The organism is Blautia sp. MSK.18.38, from assembly GCF_024460535.1.
GTDB lineage: Bacteria > Bacillota > Clostridia > Lachnospirales > Lachnospiraceae > Blautia_A > Blautia_A fusiformis.
This window is the reverse complement of sequence record NZ_JANFYP010000009.1, coordinates 1-21830: the sequence shown is the minus strand read 5'-3', so window position 1 is coordinate 21830 and position 21830 is coordinate 1. Positions and strand designations below refer to the sequence as shown.

The window sequence follows — 21830 nt, the reverse complement described above, 5'->3', positions numbered from 1 at the left end:
CGGCGTTTTCTGCGGATACAATACGGTGATGGAAAGCGGTGATCTTTTTGTTCCGCTTTTCGTTGTTAAAACCGGCTCTCTGACCGGCTCTGTAGCTATGCTTCTGCCTTTGTGGTAAGCAGAAGGATCTTATCCAGGATCTTTAACGCTGCATCCTCCTTGCTCATAAGCGGGAGTGACACTTCTTCGTCCTGTGTGATCAGAGTCAGGACATTGGTATCTCCCTGGAATCCGGCGCCTTCTACCTTCAGGTTGTTGGCTGCCACCATATCCAGGTTTTTCTTCTCAAGCTTGGCTCTGGAATTGCGGAGCATGTCTCTGGTCTCCATGGAAAATCCGCAGAGGAACTGGCCCTGCTTTTTGTGCTGGCCCAGATATTTCAGAATGTCGTCTGTCCTCTCAAGCTCTATGGAAACCTGATCGTCTTTTTTCTTAACCTTGTCTTCGCTGACCTGCTTCGGACGGTAGTCTGCCACTGCGGCAGCCTTGATGATGATGTCCTGTTCATCACTTAAACCGGTGACTGCCTCGAACATATCTCTGGCGGATGTCACAGGTACGACCTTCACAAAAAGGGGCGGCTCAATGGCAGTAGGTCCGCTTACCAGCGTAACCTCCGCTCCTCTGAGCATGGCCATTTTTGCAATGGCGTATCCCATCTTTCCGGATGAATGGTTGGTGAGACAGCGGACCGGGTCGATGGCCTCCTGGGTAGGTCCTGCCGTTACCAGGAGCTTTTTGCCGGCAAGGTCTTTCTGGAAGGCGGCTTCCTTCAGGATATATTCCAGAAGGGTTTCCGGCTCCGGCATTTTTCCGGCTCCGGTGTCCCCGCATGCCAGGTAGCCACTGGCCGGTGTGATCACCTCATATCCGTAGGTTTGCAGCTTCCGGATATTGTCCTGCACCACGGGATTCTCATACATGGCGGTATTCATGGCTGGTGCAAGGATCTTCTGACATCTGCAGGCCATTACCGTAGTGGTGAGCATATCGTCCGCAAGGCCGTTGGCCAGCTTTCCGATCACGTTTGCACTGGCCGGTGCGATCATCACAACATCTGCCTTCTTGGCAATGGATACGTGCTCTACCTGGAACTGAAAGTTCCGGTCAAAGGTATCCACCAGGCATTTATTCCCGGTCAGTGTTTCAAATGTGATCGGATTGATAAAGTTCGTTGCATTCTCTGTCATCAGTACATGGACATCTGCATGAAGCTTATGTAATGCACTTGCCAGATATGCGATCTTGTATGCAGCAATACTTCCTGTGATGCCAAGAAGCACTGTTTTCCCTTTCAGCATCCTTCTCCCTCCTGTCAGTCAACCATACGGATACTCTCGATCACCGGCTGCTGATCCTTTGCAATGGTTCCGTTGCCGTCTGTCGGCTTGGCATCCTTGCAGATCTGATCTACAATGTCCATCCCGGAGGTCACGTGTCCGAATGCAGCATAGTCGCCGTCCAGATGTGTGGAATCGGACTGTACGATAAAGAACTGAGAGCTTGCGCTGTCCGGATCTGTGCTGCGGGCCATGGAAATGGTTCCTCTTACATGAGAAATATCGTTCTTCACTCCATTGCTGGAAAATTCGCCCTTGATGGTATCCTCTGCTCCGCCGGTTCCGTCTCCGTTTGGATCTCCGCCCTGGATCATAAATCCGTCAATGATCCGGTGGAAGGTCAGACCGTCATAAAAATTGTCCTGTACCAGCTTTACAAAATTTGTGAATGTGATGGGTGCGGTGTCTGCATCCAGCTCTACATCGATCTCGCCATAATCCTTTACAGTGATGGCAGCATGATGGGTTCCTGTCAGCTGCTGGCTGGTATCGATCACAGTTGTTCCTGCCATTTGTGCATCCTCGGAACCATCGGAAAATTCTCCGTCTGCGCTGTCTGTATCCTCTGTACTGTCTGCGGAGCTGTCTGCAGAAGCTTCGGTTTCATGTGAGGTGTCCGCTGCATCACCGGAAGCCTCCTGATCATCGGCGCTTTCTTCATGGTCTGAAAAGCCTGCCGCCTCAGCCTCCTCCTCGGATACTGCATTGGCTGCTGTCTCTTCATCTACGCCAGTCTGTCCTTCTGAGATTTCTTTCTCCAGAGATTCTTCCTTCTGGTCTGCTTTGTCAGAAGTACTGTCTGTGCTTCCGCATCCGGAAAGCATTCCTGCGGTAAGAGCTGTCGCAAATAATACGGCTAAAACCTTACGTTTCATATTTATAAGTCCTCCTTATCAGATCCCGAAAACGCCTGTTCCGGCATTTTCAGGTGAGCTTTTCACTCTCCCCCCTGTAAGCTTTTCTCAGTTTAACATCATCTTTTCATAAAGTCAACTTTGCACGGAACCAGGTGCAGGATTCCCTTTGTTTTGCCTTGTATCTCTTCCGGTTCTCTGCTAAAATCATGTATGGAGCTTATTATGGGCTCCGTACATATAAGAAAGTGAGGAATCAACATGGAAAAGATCACAAGTTTTACCATTGACCATATCAAGCTTCAGCCAGGCGTATACGTTTCACGTAAGGATCCGGTTGGAGATCAGGTGATCACTACCTTCGATATCCGTATGACTTCTCCCAATGAGGAGCCTGTTATGAACACAGCCGAGCTTCACGCCATGGAGCATCTGGCAGCTACCTTCCTGCGGAACCATAAGGAATTTGGCCCGAAGGTCATTTACTGGGGTCCTATGGGCTGCCGTACCGGAAATTATCTTCTTCTTAACGGGGATTATGAATCCAGAGATATCGTTCCGCTGATGATTGAGATGTTTGAATTTATCCGCGATTTTGAGGGTGAGATCCCGGGAGCTTCTCCCAAGGACTGCGGAAATTATCTGGATATGAACCTTGGCATGGCAAAATATCTGGCAAAGAAATTCCTGAACGAGGTTCTCTACGATATCAAGCCGGACCGTCTTGTTTATCCGGAATGATCTGCGGGTACGATCCGCTGGCATGATCCTTGTGTTCTGAACGGACTATATGCCGAAACAAAAAAACAGGCTACCTGTATCGATGTTCTTTCATCGGATACAGTTGCCTGTTTTTTATTATATCAAGGAGATATCTGCAATTAAAGCAGGATCAGGATTTCCCTGATCTGGTCAAAGCCTGTAGTCTGTGCTCTACTGTGCTGCTTCTGTGGTAGTATCTTCTGCGGTAGTATCTGCTGCCACTGCGCCCACCGGCGGTGTTGTGCTGACATAATCACCGGATGCGTAGCAGGTCTGGCCATTATAATCCACACGAATCCATCCATTGTCACAGACACCGGTACACTTCAGGGATTCTCCGGAAAGGACACCTGCCACAAATTCTGCCTCTGCGTTGGCGTCAGAACGTAAATTCACACCCTCCACTGCATAGTAAGTAGCATCCTGTGCCTGTACGTTAATGCCGCTTGGGGTCTGCTCCGTAGCTGCTGTCTGTGCTGCGGGATCTGTTGCCGCTGCTGCTCCGTCTGCCGTGGAATCCGCTGCCGCTGCTGTTCCGTCTGCTGTGGAATCTGCTGCCGCTGCTTCTGGTGTAGGTGTTGCAGTTGCCTTCGGCTTCTCTGTGGGCTCCGGCGTCGGTGTGGAATCTACTACTGTTACCACTGCATCGGTTCCTTCCTCATATCCACAGCCCTGTGCAAGGAAAGCCGCGCCTATTATCAAAGCCATAATACATTTTTTCTTCATGTTATCTGATTCCTCCTTATACGCCGGTAAAAAATTCTCTGCGTCCAATATACACGATTCTGCAATATTATGCAAGTCCTGGCCGGTTCTTTCACATATTTACCGGCTCAAAAAGCACCCGGACAGTTCCGCCGCAGATCATTCCCAGATCTCCTGCCCCCTGTCCCAGCTCGTAAACCTTTGTTTCCGTATTTCGGATATTTACTGCGTGTTTTCCGGCTTCAAACTCCACTTTTCCGCCGCCGATGCTTCCTGCCGTGCTTCCGTCCCGGAATACGAACATCTTGCTCCCAGTTCCTCTTGGTGAGGAGCCCTTCTTCTCGATGATCGTGACCATGGTTCCCGGTGTCCTGCGGCGTACTGCTGCCTCCACCTCCTCATCACAGTAGGTGCGGAAATGCCGGTTCTTTTCCTGCACGATCTCTGCCATGATGCTCACGGCGATCTCAGCCGGCATCTGTCCTCCGATGGGAAGTCCGATGGGGGCATGGATCTGATCCAGCTGTTCCTCCATAAAGCCCTCTTTCAGGAGCTTTTCCCTGGTGATCCGCACCTTTGTCCTGCTTCCGATCATTCCGAAATATGCAAAGGGTCTCTTAAGGATCGCTCTTGCACAGGCGGAATCTCCCAGATGGCCTCGTGTCACCACTACATAGTAGGCATTTTCATAGGGAGGGATCCTGTCGGACAGGGTATCAAAATCTCCAAAGATTCTCTCATCTACCATGGGAAATCTTTCCTCCGTCACAAATTCCTCCCGGTCATCCATGACTGTTACATGAAAGCCCAGCATCCTGCCGATCTCTGCTACCGGAAGAGAAACATGGCCGCCACCCAGTATGATCAGCCTGGGATTCTTCTCGTAGGTTTCCACAAATATCTCCCGGTCTCCGTTTTTCACAACGCCGGTTTCCACAGCTGCTTCCACGGAAGCCTTCAGGAATTCTTCTGCTTCTTTATTTCTTTCTGCTCTCTTCGGATAAAAAAAGCTGCTTTCTTCCAAAAGATATTTCAGCCCGGCATCCTTTCCGTTCAGAAGGATCCCTGTTTTTACACGCCCTCTTTTTTCTACCACATCATATATTGTCTGATACATGCTTTGTGTCCTTTCTGTCCGTCTTTCGCTGTTTATTCCGCGGCAAGCTCCTTTACCGCCCTGGCAGCAGTGTCCACCTCTTCTTCCGTATTAAAATAAGAAAAGCTAAAGCGGACAGCTCCCGTTTTTTCGGTTCCCAGTGCTTTGTGCATCAGCGGTGCACAGTGGCCGCCGGCTCTTACACTGATCCCGTACTCTTCATCAAGGACCATGGCCACCTCTGCCGAGTCCATCCCTGCAATATTCAGAGTCACCACAGGGGAGCGTTCTTCCCTGGAAAAATCTCCGTACAGGGTGACTCCCGGAATTTCCTTTACCTGGTCATAAAAACGCCACATCAGCTGCTGCTCTCTTTTTCGGATCTGTTCTGTTCCAATTTCGGTAATCCAGCTGATGGCTGCGCCAAGACCTGCGATCCCGTGGCTGTTCAGGGTGCCTGCCTCCAGTGTCTCCGGCATATCCTGCGGATGCTCTCTCTGAAAGGTGAGGACGCCGCTTCCGCCTACCTTCAGAGGCTCCACAGATACCCCCGGCCGAACGCAGATGGCGCCTGTGCCCTGGGGTCCCATAAGGCCCTTATGTCCGGAAAAGCAAAGAATATCTATATGATCTTTTTTCATGGAAATCGGAAATACTCCTGCTGTCTGGGCAGCATCCACAATAAAAAGCTTCTGGTGCTTCTGTGCGATCTCACCGATGGCGTGGATATCATTGAGATTTCCTGTCAGATTGGAGGCGTGGGTACAGACGATCACCTTCGTCTCCGGACGGATGGCTGCTTCAAGCTCCGTAAGGGAGATCCGTCCCTTGCGGTCTGCCGGCAGGATCGTAAGCTTCATGCCTTTTTTTTCCAGGCGGTACAGCGGACGGAGCACACTGTTGTGATCCATCTCCGTACAGATTGCATGGATAGTTTCCTCCTCTGGATGAAGTGTTCCCTGCAGGGCGATATTGAGCGCTTCCGTGTCATTGGATGTAAAGGCCACACATTCCGGTCCCCATACGTCAAACATCTCTGCGATCTGGCATCTTGTATTAAAAATAAGCCTTGAGGCTGCCATTGCTTCGCCGCTGCTGCCCCTTCCGCTGTTTCCTGCATGCTGCATGGCTTCCACCACAGCACACGGCACACAGTCCGGCTTATGAAAGCTTGTAGCCGCGTTATCCAGATAAATCATTTCATCCTCCTTGTGATTTGTTTAGAAATTTTATATCTAATTTTCGATTATCCGCATAAACACTATACTTTCAAGTATTTTGAAGTATAGAAAAAACTCATTTTACCACGAATTTACCACGATTGAATGAGCCTTGATATGACCTATAAAATAACACCCAAAAGACATCATTACACCTAAATGGTGTCTTTTTAAAAAGCAGTCAATCCTAAAACTAACTGCTTTGTGTATATGGATATGAAATTGTAAACTAGAAGCTGTTTATTTTTTCTTTTTAGGTTTTGGCGTTGGTAGTTCATCATACATCACATCAAATAACCCCGTCAGAAAATCTTTATTATCAACTTCTTCCACCAATAACATTTCTTTGGCGTTTTCGTATGGAATTTCATAAGTAACTGTCGGCATATAAGAAATTGCAGACTTTGTTGGTTTTACAAGTAACCTATCATCATATATACCGCCAACGATTTTTCCACGATAATAAATAATAAATTCTCCCATCATTGCACGATATGTTATTTCTTGTAATTCTGATAATTGTTCTAAAACAAATTGTAAATAATCTTTACTTGAAGCCATTTCCAACCCTCCAATCTTGAATTTTATTATTCCAATGCTTTCTTTAAGTCCAGAACAAATTGCTTTTGTTGTTTTTTCAAATAGGTTTTTACAAAAGGTTTCATAAACCACTTTTTAGGTATCACATTTTCTGTAAAGTCTATTTGTGTTTCATTCCCTTTGTCTATAAAAACACCAATCCAATGACCTTTCATGTTGCTATTCTCCATATCAAATTCCCAGCGTTTATATGGTTCTGCAACGGTAACGGTAAATGTAGTAGCATATCCATTTTTTGTGTATTCAATAAATTGTTTGTCATTTATTATTTCTGTTTTGCTCAAATCACTTCGCCATGAGTTATATTTATCAACAGCTAAAACAATGTTCCAAACTTTTTGAATATCATTACTAATAATTGTATTTATATTTGAAATTGCCACTTTTTCATTTCCCCTTTTCAAACTGGGATTTACGAAAATCTTTTTTGAATCTTATACAGCCATATACTACAAATAACAGCTATAAATAATATAAATATAACTGCAATAGAAATAGCATAATCTTTCGGTAATATAACTGCAATCACTCCAGAGAACAAAAGACAAATTCCTATCAATAAAACAGGCTTTCCTAATGCTTTTGCATATCCTTTTCTGTCGTTTGTGGTTTCAAATACTTTGCCATGAACAGAAGAATAATTTCCTTTTAATAGAGAAAAACTAACAAATATGAGAAGAGCAGAACAGAACCACATCATTATACTAAAGCCTATCATAATATATCCCTCCATCAATTCAAGTTTGCCGAAATATATTTCTAACTTTCCCTATTTTACAGGCTTTCCAGCCTGTGCATTAGCGAAACGATATGTATTTTCCCTTATTTTTGCCCTTATGAGATAATCGTAAGGGAAATAAGGGAAAGTTTTATTTAGTCATTGCCTGCCACTTTATCAAGTAACCTTGCAGATTCCCGCTTGGCTTTTCTTGTAGAGTGTGCATAGACATTCATGGTGGTACTGACATCTGAGTGCCCTAACAGTTCCTGCACATCCTTTGGTGCTGCTCCATTTGCCAGAAGGTTGCTTGTGTAGGTGTGTCGCAACTGGTGAAAATGAAATCCTTCAAATCCATCCAGTTTCTGAGCAATCTTCCTGCAAACAATTCCTAACGTGCTTGGCAGTTCCAAACTTCCATCCGGTCTTAAGCAGACAAAGGATATTTCCTTATAATCTTCTGGAACATTCTCTGTTCCGTCCAGATGATAGAACTCATAGTAAACTCTGTTTTTGTCTTTTACTTCTCTGTAGTAGTTTTTATGGTAAAGTTCTCCGTACTGCATTCGGTTTTTAAGTTGTTCCTTTCGGGCATTGCGAAGAATCTCTGCCAGTGTATCTCCAAAATCAACAATCCTTACCTTTTTTCGTTTGGTTGGTCCGATGATATTCTTGTGCCTTGAACCATCATATCGGATACTGCGTCTGATTGTAAGGCACTGTTCTTCAAGATTCACATCCTGCCATGCCAGACCACAGGCTTCACCGATACGAAGTCCTGCATAATAAGCTATCTGGATTGGAAGTATTGCCGGTGGATTGTAATTCTGTAGAAATTCAATCAGTCTTTCATAATCCTCTCGTGGAATTGGCTGTATATCGCCATCCATGTCATCATCGGAAAACAGGTCAACCTCATCCGTCTGGTATTTCAGCTTAATATACTGCATCGGATTGAAAGTGATATATTGCTTTGGTGATACTGCAAATCGGAATGACTGCTGTAATACTGCCGAGAAAGAACGAATGTAATCTTTGCTATAACCTTTTCTTTCTGAACCATCTGGATAAGTGCCACCAAAGGAAAGCAGATCGAAGAAGGCTTGTAAATGCTCAGATGTTACATTTTTCAACTTTCTCTCTGAAATTGGATGCTTCTTGATGTTGGTAATGGCACCGAGGTAATTCTGGACTGTCCCATTACTGAGCGTACCGGTCTTTAATTCTTCCTCTGCCCATATATCAAGTAATTCTCCAATTGTAATATTTTCCGACTTTGCAATGAATTTCTTGCTTTCGTAATCGTCCATTGCCTGACGGAGCAGTTTTTCCGTTTCACTTTTACTTTCTGTTCCAGCGTATTCTTTCTGAACCAGATTGCCGCTTGCATCTTCTACATAGAAGCGGTAGTACCATTTCTTTCCTTTTTTTCTTACAGATCCTTTTGCCATAATCGTGTGTCTCCTTTCGATATCAGACAATCGGAACTGATGAAATGCTTCTTGCGTGTAAGTATATCATAACTCCGGTTGTCGTTCTATACCGAATCGGAATCCTCATACAAAACTTCTGATAAAAGATTTTCAAGCCTTTGTTCTGCCATTTCCGGTTTCTTGGAATAAAGCCTTACGATATCTGCCATGTCGTTAAAGGCATTAACAGTGTGGGTGATCTCCCGGAGAAACATAATCTCGTTATATTCATCATTCGATTCAAACCCCATTACTTTTGCAATATCAGCTTCATTCGTGTTGCCCTTGTAATTCTTGCAGGCAAACTGGAATGATTCCAGAAACAGGTTATATTGCTTTAACATCAACAGCAGTAAATCTTTGGAAAAAGCATCTTCCTTTTTACTAAGGTCGAGAGGTAACTGTTTGAGAATATCGCCCATTGCATCACGAATCTGTAATTCTTTCTTATCCGTAATATCGGTTTCGTATTCATCGGTTTCCCCTCTGAGCCATTCAATAGATACATGAAGTGCTTCCGAAAGACCTTCCAGCACCATCTTTTTGGTATTGTCAATCGAACCATTCTCATAACGCAGGATTGTGGAAGCTGTAACTCCCATCTTCTCTGCAACATAAGGCTGTGTCAGATTTAATTCCAGACGACGCTGTTTTGCCCTGCTGCCTATCAGCTTGCGTAGTTCTTTATCTTTCATGCTGATTGCCTCCTTTTTCGGTATGTATGAATTATAGCATGTACCTCACATAATTGCAATATGCAATATAATAATTATTTTTAAAATTTCATAACGCTTGACAACACAATATAAAACCGCTATACTAACAGCACAACAAAAATTGCATAATGCAATTTATAAGGAGGTGACAAGATGACGGAAAGAAAGATTGCATTATCCATCGAGGAAGCAGCCGACTATACAGGAATTGGCAGAAACACTTTGAGAAAGCTGGTTGAATGGAAGAAGCTTCCGGTATTAAAGGTCGGAAGAAAAGTCCTTATTAAAACTGACATTCTGGAAAAGTTCATGGAAGCCAACGAGGGGCGTGATCTGAGGGATAAAGGAAATGTAAAAGCTGTCACAAGAAATGTGGCAACTTAAAAAGGCGGCTTCCTAAGAAACCGCCAAAGGTTCTATCAGACCGAAGCCATGATATACCTACACGCAAGAGGATTATACCATGTGCTTCTCCTGATATGCAACCGGAAACTGTTGTTTATCGGAAAAAGAAAGGATGAAGACGATATGGCGAAATCAACAAAGACTTATGAAGAAAGAATACGTGCATTAGAGAAAAAGGAACAGGAAAGCATTGAAGCTACAAAAAAGCTCATTGCACAGCGGAAGGAACTGGAAAAGCGAAAGAAAGCAGAGGAAAGTAAAAAACGAACCCACAGGCTCTGTCAGATTGGTGGCGCAGTGGAATCGGTTCTTGGCTGTCCGATTGAGGAGGAAGATTTACCAAAGTTGATAGGCTTCTTAAAAAGGCAGGAAACAAACGGAAAGTTTTTCTCAAAGGCGATGCAGAAAGAGCCACTTACAGATATGGAGGAAGTGTAATGGCGGAGGGAGTGGTTTTTCCATTCCCTTCATTGCCTTTGAATGAAGGGCGCACTTATGGACAACCAGAGGTCGTCCTTATAAGTTTGCCACAAGTGGCAACCGGTCTGCGCTTACGCTTGCCGGGCTCGTTCCGTCGGCGGGGCTTTCAGCCAGACCTGCTCATGCCGCAGGGGGCACTCTTGCGCAGAGGGCGTTCCGACAGCTTCACTTCTGCCAAACCAGAAGAAGATGCTGTCGGAAATCAATGCCGGATACGGCAGAAAGGGGGAATCGTATCATGGCGATATTTCACTTTACAGTAAAGATTGTCGGGCGCAGTAAAGAAAAATCTGTCATATCCGCATCGGCATATCTTAATGGAGATGTGATGAAGAATGAGGAAACAGGCAGAATCAGTTACTATACTTCCAAAAAGGAAGTCGTCTACACCAGTCTGATGATGTGCGAAAATGCACCTCCTGAATGGCTGCATGTACCGGAAGAAAATATAAAAAGGTTTCAACAGTCTATCCGTTATAAAAGAGCGGATGATAAAGATGCCGCACTGGAAAAGTTTAAAATCACATTTCAGAAACAGCGTCTATGGAATGAGGTATTGAAGATAGAAAAAAATGCAGATGCACAGCTTGGACGCTCATTTGAATTTTCCCTGCCGAAAGAATGGAGCAGACAGGAACAGATTGATTATACAACCGAATATATTCAAAAGACTTTCGTGGATAAGGGAATGTGTGTCGACTGGAGCATACACGATAAGGGCGATGGAAACCCACATGTGCATTTACTTGTAACCATGCGACCATTCAATCTGGATCATTCATGGGGCAGCAAAGAAGTCAAGGACTGGGATTTTGTCAGAGATACTGACGGAAATATCGTGGTTGATGAATCCCACCCGGACTGGTGGCAGGATAAGAAAAATCCTGACCGGCATGGAATCCGCATTCCGGTACTTGATGAAAACGGAGTACAGAAAGTCGGGGCAAGAAACCGAAAACAATGGAAACGGGTTCTGACCGATGCTACCGGCTGGAATAATCCAAAGAATTGTGAGTTATGGCGAAGCGAATGGGCTGGGATGTGTAACCGGCATTTATCCATAGACAATCAGATTGACCACCGCTCTTATGAAAGACAGGGCAAATTAAAAATCCCTACGATTCATGAGGGTGCGGATGCAAGAAAGATTGAGGAAAAATATCTCACCGGACAGATATGGAATGGTTCATGGAAGGTAGAGGAAAACCAGATGATTAAAAAACAAAATGCACTACTGCAAAAGGTAATCACAACCTTTGGTAAGGTATCCGGTGCATTGTCAATATGGAAGGAGTGGTTGAATGACATTAGAAGAAAGCAAAGAAGTAATTCCCATGATGGAAGCAATGATTACACAGATAGAGGAACAGCAGAATATCATGGCAGAGATGCTTCAGGAAATACAGGAAAAGGACGAGAAGCTGATGTGCTTTCAGGAGAAGGAAGAACGATTGCAGCAATTAGAGAGCGAATTATCAGAACTGCTTCAAATCTTGCCGGATACAGAAGAACTGTTGATACTTCTGGAAGAAAAGACAGACCAGATACAGAAGCTTACAGACGAAAATCAGCAATGGCAGGAATTGGCACAGAAATTAAACAGCGAGAACCGGCTATTGCAGAAACAGAACAGCGAATTACTGAACTTGAACAGCAATTAGAGAAAGGAAGGTCGATTGATGAACGAATTAAGAAACTCAAAGAGCGACGATCAACTGGAAGAGTTGCTTCTGCTGACAGAGCAGATGCAGGAAGAACTCGACCAGAAAGACAGGACTATCCGGGAACTGAAAATGCAGCTCGACGAATCGCTGACCTTGAACGAGAGGTTAAACAGCGAGAACAGAGCAGGGAACATTCAAGCCTTAAAGAACGACTTGAGGAAAACAAAAGAATTGTTGCAGAGAGAGAAAGAGAAAACGCACGCTGCCGAAATCATGACAGAGGAATGTCAAGATAAGCTAAGGCAGGCAGAACAGGAACGGGACTATGCACTCTCTCATCAGAAAAAAGTAGAGATACCGGTTGAAAAGCCAGTACTCTATCAAAAGTGTGGGAACTGTAACCTGACAGCTTATCTGAAAGCCAAGGAAAAGTATGATACGCAGAGAGAAAAACTGGCAGGCAGATATAAAACAAAAACAGCCATGTATGAAGCATTGATGTTTCTGCTGATATGGTATTCCGTATCAACTACTCTTTTTCAGATGATACGGTCAAAAATATTTATTTCTGATTGCGTGGTATTCTTTGATACAATCGCCACTTTTATACAGACCATTGCAGGGTGGATTATACTGACAGGAAAGAACATGGCACAGATTAGTAATGGAATATCCAATCCTGTCGTTGCCGGAATTGTATATTGGCTGATAAGAATACTGATCTGCGGTGGATGTTTGGTGGGTGCTGGAATACTTGTAGCATTTATAGAGATAAAGATTGCAGAGTTATATAAGAAGTGCTGTTGGGATATGATTACCATAATGGTAATACTTATAAGCATGGCAACAGCTATCTACTTTGGGAAGTGGATAAAGATAACATTGCCAATCAATCTGCTATTTCTCTTATTATTCGTGCAACTGGTATATGTTGGAATCAGGTGGTATGTAAAGGGATGGCGAGAAACAAGGGGATATCATTAAAACAAAAATACCGATATTTTATTGGTACTATATGTCTTTACTTTCGTGCTAATATATATTATCATATTAGCACGAAAGGAGAAAGTATATGACTCAGTTTGAAAAATTAGATTTGTTGTTGCGTGAATGTGGAGGGACAATTCAGACATTTCAAGTTCTAAATAATGGAATTAGTAAGTCTGTGTTTTATGCATATGTGAAGGAACGAGGATTAGAACAAGCTGCTCATGGTGTGTATGTATCGCCGGATACGTGGACAGATGCAATGTACCTTTTGCATTTACGTTGTGGTCAAGCTGTATTTTCTCATGAAACTGCATTGTTTTTTCATGATTTAACGGACAGAGAGCCTTTGAAATACACCATAACAGTAAGAACTGGATATAATCCAAGTCGTTTGCAGGAAGACGGTTTTCAAGTGTACACAGTAAAAAAGGATTTACATGAAATAGGAATCATAGCTATGCAGACATCATTCGGACATTCCGTTCCCGTTTATGACATGGAGAGAACAATTTGTGATCTGCTTCGTAGCAGAAAAAATGTTGAAATGCAGGTCTTTCAAGACGCATTGAAACAATATGCAAAACGTAAGGATAAAAACTTACGGATGCTTATGAAATACGCAGCTATGTTTCATGTTGAAAACATACTTAGACCATATTTGGAGGTGTTACTTTAGATGATAACAACGGCAAGACAATTAAAGGATTTAATTCGTAATATGTCAAAGAAAAAATCCGCAGATGCACAGATTTTGATGCGGAATTATATGATGGAACGTTTTTTAGAACGAATTTCTTTATCAGAGTATAAAAACCAGTTTATATTAAAAGGTGGAATGCTTGTGGCGGCAATGGTTGGTCTGGATGCCAGAGCTACTATGGATCTGGATGCTACCATAAAAGGCACTAATGTTAGTGTGGAGGATGTAGAAATGATTATATCCCAAATTATATCAATTCCACTGGACGATGGTGTTTCATTTCGGGTCAAACGGATATCGGAAATCATGGAAGAAGCAGATTATCCTGGTGTTCGTGTAAGCATGGAAACGAAATTTGATGGTGTAATCACACCATTAAAGATTGATATTTCTACAGGGGATGTAATTACACCAAGAGAAATCAAGTACAAATTTAATCTTATGCTTGAAGACCGCACTATTGAGGTATGGGCATATAATCTGGAAACGGTATTGGCTGAAAAATTGGAAACTGTTGTTAGTCGAAACGTTACAAATACACGAATGAGAGATTTTTATGATATTTATATTTTACAAAAGTTGTATGGAGAACAACTCCAAAAACAAGTTTTATGGACTGCACTTGTGGCTACAGCCAAAAAAAGGGGAACATTAGACCTGATAGAAGCTGAGGATATAAGAGAAATATTTGATGAAATTGAATCAAGTCCGGTTATGGAGACCTTATGGAAAACATATCAAAAAAATTATTCTTATGCTGCTGATATTTCATGGCATGCAATTGTGAAGTCAATCTGTGCATTATATGGAAGTATATTGGAGAATATGTATGACACATAAAAAACTGATATGTAAATTACGTTAGCATTTTGAGTTGCCTAAATTCGAAAGTTAGGAAAATCTTAATAATTTCTCAGGCAATCCATTGTGAATTTAGATGTTGTATTTGCTATACTTAATTGGAAATATGAGCAAAGGAGTTGAAAATATGTCTGAAAAGATATTGATTATAGATGACGAGCAAGATATAGCGGATCTGTTGGAGGTCTACTTGAAAAACGAAAATTACGTCGTTTATAAATTTTACTGCGCAACGGATGCCATGTCGTGTATTGAAAGCGGCGACATTGATCTTGCCATTCTGGATATTATGCTCCCGGATATGAACGGCTTTTCACTTTGCCAGCTTATCCGAAAGAAATACACTTATCCAATCATAATGCTAACGGCTAAAATTGAGGAAACGGATAAAATAACGGGGCTGACATTTGCTGGGGTTAGATAGCGATACTTTTTACATCTACCATGTTACGGCGGTCATGGTTGACAACTTGCGTCGGCTCCTGCTCGGTATCAACCTGTCCGACAAAGCTGTAATGGATTTCGATTTTCCGGGTGTTGGTTTCCCGGTCTAATTCATGTATCAAAATACGGTCGATAAACTCATGGACGTTTTCATAGGTCAATTCCTGTATGTCGCTGTATTTCCCGACAATCTGAATAAACCTTGATATATCCCTTTTTCGCTCGGTAACGGTTGCGATCTGCTGTTGTAACTCGTCTATCCTTGCGGCAAGGGATTTCTTTTCGTCCTCGTAGCCGGAAGTTAGAAACACAAACCGTTCATCTGTCAGTCTGCCTAATGCGTTGTCCTCGTACAGCTTGCGGAAAAGCGTGTCAAGTTCGGTCATACGCGCCTGTGCTTTGGAAAGTTCCTTTTGCTGCTGCGCTAATGCCTTTCTCGCTTCCATGTCGCCGTACTCGGTAGCTTTACAGATAAAGTCCTGTTCGTGTTCCTTAACATACTGCAAAACCCGCCGCATATCTTCCAGCACTAAATCAAGAAGTACGTTTTTGCGGATATAATGAGAGGTACACTCGCTGCCTGTCCTTGCCCTGTTGCGCCATGCGCCGCAAGAATAGGAAAACCTGCGCGGCTCGATATTTACGCCCTGTTGGTAATACATCTTATGTCCGCAACCAGCGCAAAACAGCAAGCCGGAAAAAATATCAATCTCCGCTGCTTTTGTCGGGCGGTGGCGGGTAGCAATCCGCTTTTGCGCAAGTTCAAAGGTTTCCTCGTCAACAAGCGGCTCATGGGTGTTTGGGAAGAAATAGCGTTGTTCTTCTTCGTTCTTCCGGGTCTTTTTCGACTTGTAGGATACCTTGTGAGTTTTCGCGGTTATGGTATGCCCTAAATATTCCTGCCTTGCTAATATGTCATAGAGCGTTTTGTCCGGCCAAGTATAGGGGGCGATCATTGCCCGCTGATACCGCGCCTGTCCTGTGCGCTGATAGCGCAACGCTCCAATCGTCAAGACTTTGTTTTCCGCAAGCCATTTTTGGATTTCGCACATACGCACGCCGCTAACAAACATAGCGAAAACCTGTTTGACAATCGGCGCGGTTTCCGGGTCGGGTATAAGGTGGTGGCGGTTGTTCGGGTCTGGGATATAGCCGTATGGATATTCCCCGTTGACACGCTCGCCTTTTTGCGCCTGTGCCTGTTTAACTGCACGGATTTTCTTGCTTGTATCGCGGGCGTAAAACTCGTTAAACCAGTTCCGCAAGGGGGTAAACTCGTTATCCTCCCGCGCTGTGTCAACTCCGTCGTTAATCGCGATATAGCGCACTCCGTTTTCGGGAAATACAATCTCTATGAGTTCGCCCGTTTTCAGATAGTTTCTGCCAAGACGGGAGAGGTCTTTGGTAATAACCGTCGCCACTCGTCCGGCTTCCACTTCCTGCAACATCGCTTGCAGCCCCTCGCGCTCAAAACTCACGCCGGAAAATCCGTCGTCCACAAAAAACTTTGTGTTCAAAAAATGGTGTTCGTCCGCATAGCGTTGAAGTATCATTTTTTGGTGCTGTATGCTTCCGCTTTCTCCGGCCTGCATATCCTCTTGACTTAAACGGCAGTAAAGGGCGGTGATTTTATTCGACTGTAACATTAGTCCTCCTTTCCGACAGCCGAATAAACAGGTATAATGTGTTGCTATCATTATACCATATCCCGCCGCCTAATGCACTACTCGGACGCTAAAAAGCCCGGATTTCCGGGCTTTTTCTGCAAATCCTTTACAATGAGTTTTTCAATCTTTTTATGGATTGTATCGGTTGCCTTTTCACTCGGCAACGCTTGAACAAGATAGGTGATTTTCCCTATTTTGCGTTCGGTTGTAATTGTCTGTTTTTTATCCATTAGAAAAACCTCCTTTTCCTGTATGGATAAACTATATTCGTCAAAAGGCAAAACGGGCGGTTGTTAGCTGCAACCTCACGGGAGTTTCACCCCGGCCCATGCTTATGGGTGCGCCGCGCAATACTTTGAGGGTGTTCAACGCGGGAGTATCATTGTGCCGCCTTGTATGTCGTCGCCCACAAGCTGCTAAACTTGTTTTACGGCGCGGTAGTTCTCGCTCGACTTTTCCCCAACGGGGAAAAGCGGTCATGGCGTACCCGCCGCCCGGCTCGGTACAGACGGAATGTACCCGTTGCCTGTTATGCTGCGCACCAAAGGCCGCTTTCTTTGTCAAGGAACAATAGGCTTTGTCGGCCTGTAACAGTACACCGTTTCCGATGTGCTGTTACGGAACGACAAATAGCCCATAACGGGAAGCGTGGAAAGGGGACACGCTCCCCGCATGGGCTAAAAGATTATCCTACATGAAAAGCAAGGGTGCGGGTAATAAGGCGCACTTGCAGCCTGTTACGCATTTCCTCGTCCACATAGGAATAGGTATTGCCCGCGTCGTCTTTCAGCGTGCGGGTACAAAGTTTCGCTATGTAACCCTCGTAATGCTTCAAGATCGCGCACATGGCGGTTGTGTCGCCGTTTGCCGCTGCGGAAATGACAGGGAACGGCAACAGATTTTCAGATTTCCTAACGGTATTCATCATCTGCTTTTCCCTCCAAATACTGTTTGATTTTCGCAAGCGCGGATTTCCTGTGCCGGAAAACCGTCGTGCGTACAACATTCAGCAGTTCAGCAATTTCCGCGTCGCTCATGTCCAAGAAGTAGGACAAAAGGATAATGTCGCGTTTCCTTTCGGGCAAAGCGTTAAGGGCTTCGGCAAGCAGTTCATTTTTGACGAGTACATCAAAGCCGGACACTTGAAAACGGAAATAATCGCTTTTGTATTCGTCCGTTGTGAAAAGCTGCGCGAGTTCGCTTTCGCTCAAATCCGAAAAAGGTACTTCGCGTGCTGCGCGTTTCGCAAGAGTGCGGCGGTGGCTTTTCGCTTCGCCAACCAAAGTTTTCTTTGCTAATGCGTCGTACTGATGTTGTATTCTTTCCTTGTCGGAAGAAGATAGCTCCATAGAGTTCACCTCCTTCCCGCGTGGAGTAGAGGACGGGAGTTAAGGGCTTGTCCTCTCTGCCCCTTTCGCTCCGTACCCGTTCGGGAGATGGCTCTTGAGTGCGTTTTTCAGAAAAAAGTTGAAAAAAGCAAAATGCGCCCGTCCGCAAGACGCGGACGAGCGCAAAGGAAATGTAAGAAGTATTTAGATGTATTGACAGTTCATACTCATAGCCGGAATATCCCGCTTGCGGAGCATAGCTTTTTTTGACCGCAAAGCATTAGGCGGGTTACAGTAAATAAAAATGGACACGGCGATACCTCCCCGATACCGCCGTATCCTTAAAAAAGGGCGACTTTAATACACTACCCGCAATCCATTCTATAATAGGGAACAGCGGCTTTTGCGCAATATTAAATAAAAAAGCCGATAACACATAGGTTTTTTGACCTAATGCGTTATCGGCTCTGCGTCTATGCGTCTGGCACTTTTAATCATTTTTTTTTGAATTTATTATATGTGTTAGCTAACTGTCCACAAGCCGCGTTAATCTCTCTGCCATGAGAAACTCTCATAGTAACTTCAAGTCCTGCTTGCTCTAATTGATGTTTGAATGCAACTATTTCCCGTTTCTGTGGTGCTTTAATTCTTGAATTGCTTGTTGGGTTGTATTGTAACACGTTAATCATAACTTTTTTGCCCCGAAACCATTTTGCAAGTTGTCTTACATCTGAGGGCCGGTCATTTATACCCGGTAAAAGCAAATACGCAAAGACAATTTTGCGATTATGCCTTTCAGAATAGGATAAGGCTTGCTTAACAACATCTTCAATAGCATATATGCGCATGTGAGGAATAATACGATTTCTTGCAGATTGTGTTGCTGCGTGTAAAGATATTGTCAACTGAATTTTAAGATGTTCCTCGCGCAATTTTTTTAATTGATCGACCGGACCAACTGTTGATATGGTAATGCCGTCGGTTGGAAAGTTGAGCCCATATCTATCTCGGAGAATATGGATTGCTTTTATCAAGTTGTCATAATTGAATAAAGGCTCTCCCATACCCATAAAAACGATACGGTTTACTTTTCGACGCAACAATATAATCTGTTGTACGATTTCTGACGATGTTAGATTACGAACAAAGCCATTTCGCCCGGACTCACAAAAAATACAACCAACAGGACAACCGACTTGTGTGCTCACGCAAACAGTTCCACCATCTCGCCGCTTGATAAAAACCGTTTCAATGTATTTGTTGTCTTTCAGTTCGTAAACATACTTTTCAGTATCACTGCTTTTGCAAATATTTTTTACCAACATTGATAGATTTTTTTTGCGTGGTAATTGCTTATATAATTCTTCATATAAGGCTTTTGCTTCATTCTCGCCAATAACTTCCGACATTTCTTTGTAAGTAAATCCGTATGGATCATTCCGTACTTCCGCAGGCGTATATTTAGGTAAACGTTTCATTTTTATATCCTTTCTTCTAAATAATAAAAGTTTGTTTTTCTGTATTTTTGATTACAATCTCTAATTTTTCTACATCAATGATATGCGTCAATTTGCATTTAGGGCAGAAAAGAGGAAAATCTTTTAATACAGTATTATGAAATACTTGAACTCTCGTCTTTCCGTTACAAATCGGACATTTTATCCAATATTTTTTAAGCATTATATTTCACTCGTCCTTTTTACACAAAAAAATGCAGGTCAATCCTCAACATGAGCATTGACCTGCATTTATAATGCACAGAGCAGTACAACAAAACTAAGGCATAGCTTGCACTATGTCTATACTATATCTATACGTCGTTAGTTTTTTGTATAGCATCCGCAAAATAAGCATGACAAAAAAGCCCATGTTGAAAATGGGAAAATCCTTTTTTTCAATGCTTATCTAATACGCATGCTATGCAACATAAACGCCGCCTCCTTTTACATAAATTTTATTTTATCAGAAAATCAGTCTACTGTCAATACACAACAGGAAGTATTTAACCTAATGATATGAATTGTGTGGACATATCCAAAAAGAAAGGTGAACTGTAAAATGTAACAGGGTGAATGAAAATGGCAAAAAGACCCGTACCATTGTACGACTTTAAGGCTTTCGGGGCAGCTATAAAAGCCGCGAGAAATGAATACGGCGAGAGCCGCAAAAAGGTAAGCGACGAGTTATATATTTCCCCGCGCTACCTTGCGAATATCGAGAACAAGGGACAACAGCCGAGTTTACAGGTATTCTATGACCTTGTAACCCGGTATCATATTTCGGTAGATCAATTTTTCTTCCCGAACAGCAATGCGGAGAAATCCACCGGGCGGCGGCAGCTTGACGCGCTGCTGGACGGTATGAGCGATAAAGGCATACGGATTGTAACCGCAACAGCAAGGGAGATAACGGAAGTCGAAAAAGCAGAGGATTAACCTCACAATATGAGAAATCGGGAGATTGCAGCGCATGGCGGCTGCAATCTTTTTTTGCGTCCAAAATCAAAGGAACGCGCAACAAATACCGCCTTTCGGTGGGGGTATGGAGTAGATAGCAAGCACAGCAAACGAGTACCCGTTTGCGGAAAATGCTTGTTGGGATAATCCCAAACCCTTATACCGAAAGGCGGTGCGGAAATGGAAAACCGAAAGAGAAATATACAGATGAAGTTTTACGTTACGGAAGAAGAAAAGCGGCTGATCGACGAGAAGATGAAGCAGCTTCCCATAAAGCAGTATGGGGCATACTTCCGTAAAATGGCGATAGACGGGTATATTCTTGTCGTTGACCGAAGCGACACAAAAGCATATATCCGGGAACTGCAAGCGGTGAGCCGGAACATCAACCAAATTGCAAAACGCGCCAATGCGACGGGGACGGTTTACAGGCAGGATATAGAGGACATTAAAAAGGCGGTGGACGAGATATGGCGGTTACAAAGACGCACCCTATTAAATCAACCTTAAAGGCTGCGATAGACTATATCTTAAATCCCGAAAAGACAGACGGGAAGCTGCTTGCGTCCTCTTTCGGCTGCGGGCTGGAAACCGCCGATATTGAGTTTGCATGGACGCGGGAAGCTGCCGGAGATCGCGGTACACATTTAGGGCGGCACTTGATACAATCCTTTGGCAGCTATCAAGTACAAACAAGATTTATATAAAACATCCGCTGGTGAAGTGACCCCGGATAGGATCAAATCGGCTTTGGAAACTTATCAAAGCTGCGTTCGAGAATATGGGCCAGTCGAGGAAGAGGGCTTTCCTCTGGCTGTATTTATTGAAAAAATCGTCCCGTTCCGTCACTTGCTGATGGGTCTGTCCGAAGCGTTTGCTGATCCAGTAACAGGCATTGGTGCTGATTTAATGGATATTGACCCGAATGACATTGACGGAGCCTATTATGAAAAGTGCGCAGAACATTTACAGGATGTCATGCGGAATGAGCAAAGAGAAAACGAAACCGCACAGCAGAAAGCTCTTGAAAAATATTCAGAACTTGATACGCCATTTTATCTTCATTCTGGAATTTCAAAAGATGCATTTGATTATATTGAGTTTTATATTTTGTTCCTTGCTATTTTGTGTGTGGCAATCGCAGCATCTACTTTCGCCGGAGAATATCAAACGGGCGGTGACAGCATCCTGCGAACCACCAAATACGGGCATAAACAATTAGCAATTACCAAAATTCTGGCGGCATTTACACTTTTCGTTGTTACTTTCCTTGTCGGGATCACGATACACATTCTGATTTTAGATGCAGCGTTCGGGACGGATTGCTTAAAAACATCGTTTCAGATGCGATA

At 43.8% G+C, this 21830-nt stretch carries 25 protein-coding genes and 4 pseudogenes; 13 read left to right on the top strand and 16 right to left on the bottom strand.

Going from position 1 to position 21830, the window contains the following annotated elements:
- Nucleotides 1-95 precede the first annotated feature (95 nt).
- Both coaBC and NE638_RS18405 read right to left on the bottom strand, forming a co-directional pair.
- Nucleotides 96-1301 (bottom strand): bifunctional phosphopantothenoylcysteine decarboxylase/phosphopantothenate--cysteine ligase CoaBC, encoded by a 1206-nt coding sequence (coaBC, locus tag NE638_RS07270; protein ID WP_173745953.1) that lies wholly within the window; start codon nt 1299-1301, stop codon nt 96-98.
- A gap of 14 nt (nt 1302-1315) precedes the next feature.
- Nucleotides 1316-1819, bottom strand: a pseudogene (locus tag NE638_RS18405) (peptidylprolyl isomerase); the annotation flags it as partial.
- Between the two features lie 636 nt (nt 1820-2455).
- Between NE638_RS18405 and NE638_RS07260 the strand changes: the two are divergent.
- A complete protein-coding gene (locus tag NE638_RS07260; protein ID WP_015524777.1) occupies nt 2456-2935 on the top strand; it encodes an S-ribosylhomocysteine lyase in 480 nt (159 codons plus the stop codon).
- A gap of 192 nt (nt 2936-3127) precedes the next feature.
- Here NE638_RS07260 and NE638_RS07255 read toward each other — a convergent pair whose 3' ends face one another.
- The 8 genes from NE638_RS07255 to NE638_RS07220 all read right to left on the bottom strand — a co-directional run bounded on the left by NE638_RS07255 (nt 3128) and on the right by NE638_RS07220 (nt 9462).
- Entirely contained in the window at nt 3128-3682 is a 555-nt protein-coding gene (locus NE638_RS07255) for an SH3 domain-containing protein (protein ID WP_129974831.1), read from the bottom strand.
- A 91-nt stretch (nt 3683-3773) separates the two neighbouring features.
- On the bottom strand, nt 3774-4778 hold the full coding sequence (locus NE638_RS07250; protein ID WP_173745951.1) for an XdhC family protein: 1005 nt from the start codon (nt 4776-4778) through the stop codon (nt 3774-3776).
- Between the two features lie 32 nt (nt 4779-4810).
- Nucleotides 4811-5956 carry an aminotransferase class V-fold PLP-dependent enzyme gene (locus NE638_RS07245; protein WP_173745950.1) on the bottom strand — a complete coding sequence of 382 codons (1146 nt, stop codon included), beginning with the start codon at nt 5954-5956 and terminating at the stop codon, nt 4811-4813.
- A 261-nt stretch (nt 5957-6217) separates the two neighbouring features.
- A complete protein-coding gene (locus NE638_RS07240; protein WP_004612621.1) occupies nt 6218-6538 on the bottom strand; it encodes a TfoX/Sxy family protein in 321 nt (106 codons plus the stop codon).
- A gap of 26 nt (nt 6539-6564) precedes the next feature.
- Nucleotides 6565-6960 carry an SRPBCC family protein gene (locus tag NE638_RS07235; RefSeq protein WP_010775277.1) on the bottom strand — a complete coding sequence of 132 codons (396 nt, stop codon included), beginning with the start codon at nt 6958-6960 and terminating at the stop codon, nt 6565-6567.
- A 29-nt stretch (nt 6961-6989) separates the two neighbouring features.
- Nucleotides 6990-7295 carry a hypothetical protein gene (locus NE638_RS07230; protein ID WP_021425049.1) on the bottom strand — a complete coding sequence of 102 codons (306 nt, stop codon included), beginning with the start codon at nt 7293-7295 and terminating at the stop codon, nt 6990-6992.
- 155 nt (nt 7296-7450) lie between these two features.
- Nucleotides 7451-8746 (bottom strand): tyrosine-type recombinase/integrase, encoded by a 1296-nt coding sequence (locus tag NE638_RS07225; protein WP_003505396.1) that lies wholly within the window; start codon nt 8744-8746, stop codon nt 7451-7453.
- A gap of 86 nt (nt 8747-8832) precedes the next feature.
- Complete coding sequence (locus NE638_RS07220; RefSeq protein WP_003505395.1) at nt 8833-9462, bottom strand: helix-turn-helix domain-containing protein; 630 nt, start codon at nt 9460-9462, stop codon at nt 8833-8835.
- Nucleotides 9463-9636: 174 nt separating this feature from the next.
- On the opposite strand from NE638_RS07220, the gene NE638_RS07215 reads away from it, so the two are divergent.
- The 8 genes and pseudogenes from NE638_RS07215 to NE638_RS07180 all read left to right on the top strand — a co-directional run.
- Nucleotides 9637-9867 (top strand): helix-turn-helix domain-containing protein, encoded by a 231-nt coding sequence (locus NE638_RS07215; RefSeq protein ID WP_003505382.1) that lies wholly within the window; start codon nt 9637-9639, stop codon nt 9865-9867.
- A 144-nt stretch (nt 9868-10011) separates the two neighbouring features.
- On the top strand, nt 10012-10326 hold the full coding sequence (locus tag NE638_RS07210; protein WP_014080633.1) for a hypothetical protein: 315 nt from the start codon (nt 10012-10014) through the stop codon (nt 10324-10326).
- Nucleotides 10326-10631 (top strand): hypothetical protein, encoded by a 306-nt coding sequence (locus NE638_RS07205; RefSeq protein ID WP_005345966.1) that lies wholly within the window; start codon nt 10326-10328, stop codon nt 10629-10631. The genes NE638_RS07210 and NE638_RS07205 overlap by 1 nt, the downstream gene beginning before the upstream one ends.
- Nucleotides 10607-12328, top strand: a complete 1722-nt coding sequence (locus NE638_RS07200; protein ID WP_173685576.1) for a MobA/MobL family protein — start codon at nt 10607-10609, stop codon at nt 12326-12328. The genes NE638_RS07205 and NE638_RS07200 overlap by 25 nt, the downstream gene beginning before the upstream one ends.
- Nucleotides 12306-13016, top strand: coding sequence for a DUF6040 family protein (locus NE638_RS07195; RefSeq protein ID WP_138344492.1), 711 nt, complete (start codon nt 12306-12308; stop codon nt 13014-13016). Before NE638_RS07200 ends, NE638_RS07195 begins: the two co-directional genes overlap by 23 nt.
- An 88-nt stretch (nt 13017-13104) precedes the next feature.
- The gene (locus NE638_RS07190; RefSeq protein WP_003505367.1) at nt 13105-13698 is read left to right on the top strand and encodes a type IV toxin-antitoxin system AbiEi family antitoxin domain-containing protein; all 594 of its coding nucleotides are present in this window, start codon (nt 13105-13107) and stop codon (nt 13696-13698) included.
- Complete coding sequence (locus NE638_RS07185; RefSeq protein WP_003505363.1) at nt 13699-14562, top strand: nucleotidyl transferase AbiEii/AbiGii toxin family protein; 864 nt, start codon at nt 13699-13701, stop codon at nt 14560-14562.
- A gap of 148 nt (nt 14563-14710) precedes the next feature.
- Nucleotides 14711-14989 (top strand): annotated as a pseudogene (locus tag NE638_RS07180) (response regulator); the annotation flags it as partial.
- A 10-nt stretch (nt 14990-14999) separates the two neighbouring features.
- Here NE638_RS07180 and NE638_RS07175 read toward each other — a convergent pair.
- From NE638_RS07175 to NE638_RS07150, 6 genes are all read right to left on the bottom strand, one after another.
- The gene (locus NE638_RS07175; RefSeq protein WP_069989194.1) at nt 15000-16673 is read right to left on the bottom strand and encodes a recombinase family protein; all 1674 of its coding nucleotides are present in this window, start codon (nt 16671-16673) and stop codon (nt 15000-15002) included.
- A gap of 77 nt (nt 16674-16750) precedes the next feature.
- On the bottom strand, nt 16751-16924 hold the full coding sequence (locus NE638_RS07170; RefSeq protein WP_002604472.1) for a transposon-encoded TnpW family protein: 174 nt from the start codon (nt 16922-16924) through the stop codon (nt 16751-16753).
- 455 nt (nt 16925-17379) lie between these two features.
- On the bottom strand, nt 17380-17622 hold the full coding sequence (locus NE638_RS07165; protein WP_002604473.1) for a helix-turn-helix domain-containing protein: 243 nt from the start codon (nt 17620-17622) through the stop codon (nt 17380-17382).
- On the bottom strand, nt 17606-18043 hold the full coding sequence (locus NE638_RS07160; protein WP_003502131.1) for a sigma-70 family RNA polymerase sigma factor: 438 nt from the start codon (nt 18041-18043) through the stop codon (nt 17606-17608). The genes NE638_RS07165 and NE638_RS07160 overlap by 17 nt, the downstream gene beginning before the upstream one ends.
- A gap of 473 nt (nt 18044-18516) precedes the next feature.
- On the bottom strand, nt 18517-19500 hold the full coding sequence (gene rlmN, locus NE638_RS07155; protein ID WP_002584956.1) for a 23S rRNA (adenine(2503)-C(2))-methyltransferase RlmN: 984 nt from the start codon (nt 19498-19500) through the stop codon (nt 18517-18519).
- A gap of 16 nt (nt 19501-19516) precedes the next feature.
- Nucleotides 19517-19702, bottom strand: a complete 186-nt coding sequence (locus tag NE638_RS07150; protein WP_003431289.1) for a cysteine-rich KTR domain-containing protein — start codon at nt 19700-19702, stop codon at nt 19517-19519.
- 398 nt (nt 19703-20100) lie between these two features.
- Here NE638_RS07150 and NE638_RS07145 point away from each other — a divergent pair, with 398 nt between their 5' ends.
- The 4 genes and pseudogenes from NE638_RS07145 to NE638_RS07130 all read left to right on the top strand — a co-directional run.
- Nucleotides 20101-20457, top strand: a complete 357-nt coding sequence (locus NE638_RS07145; RefSeq protein WP_002584957.1) for a helix-turn-helix transcriptional regulator — start codon at nt 20101-20103, stop codon at nt 20455-20457.
- Nucleotides 20458-20658: 201 nt separating this feature from the next.
- Nucleotides 20659-20988, top strand: coding sequence for a plasmid mobilization protein (locus tag NE638_RS07140; RefSeq protein ID WP_002584958.1), 330 nt, complete (start codon nt 20659-20661; stop codon nt 20986-20988).
- Nucleotides 20949-21152 (top strand): annotated as a pseudogene (locus NE638_RS07135) (relaxase/mobilization nuclease domain-containing protein); the annotation flags it as partial. The gene NE638_RS07140 and the pseudogene NE638_RS07135, both read left to right, overlap by 40 nt.
- Nucleotides 21151-21830, top strand: a pseudogene (locus NE638_RS07130) (ABC transporter permease); the annotation flags it as partial. The pseudogenes NE638_RS07135 and NE638_RS07130, both read left to right, overlap by 2 nt.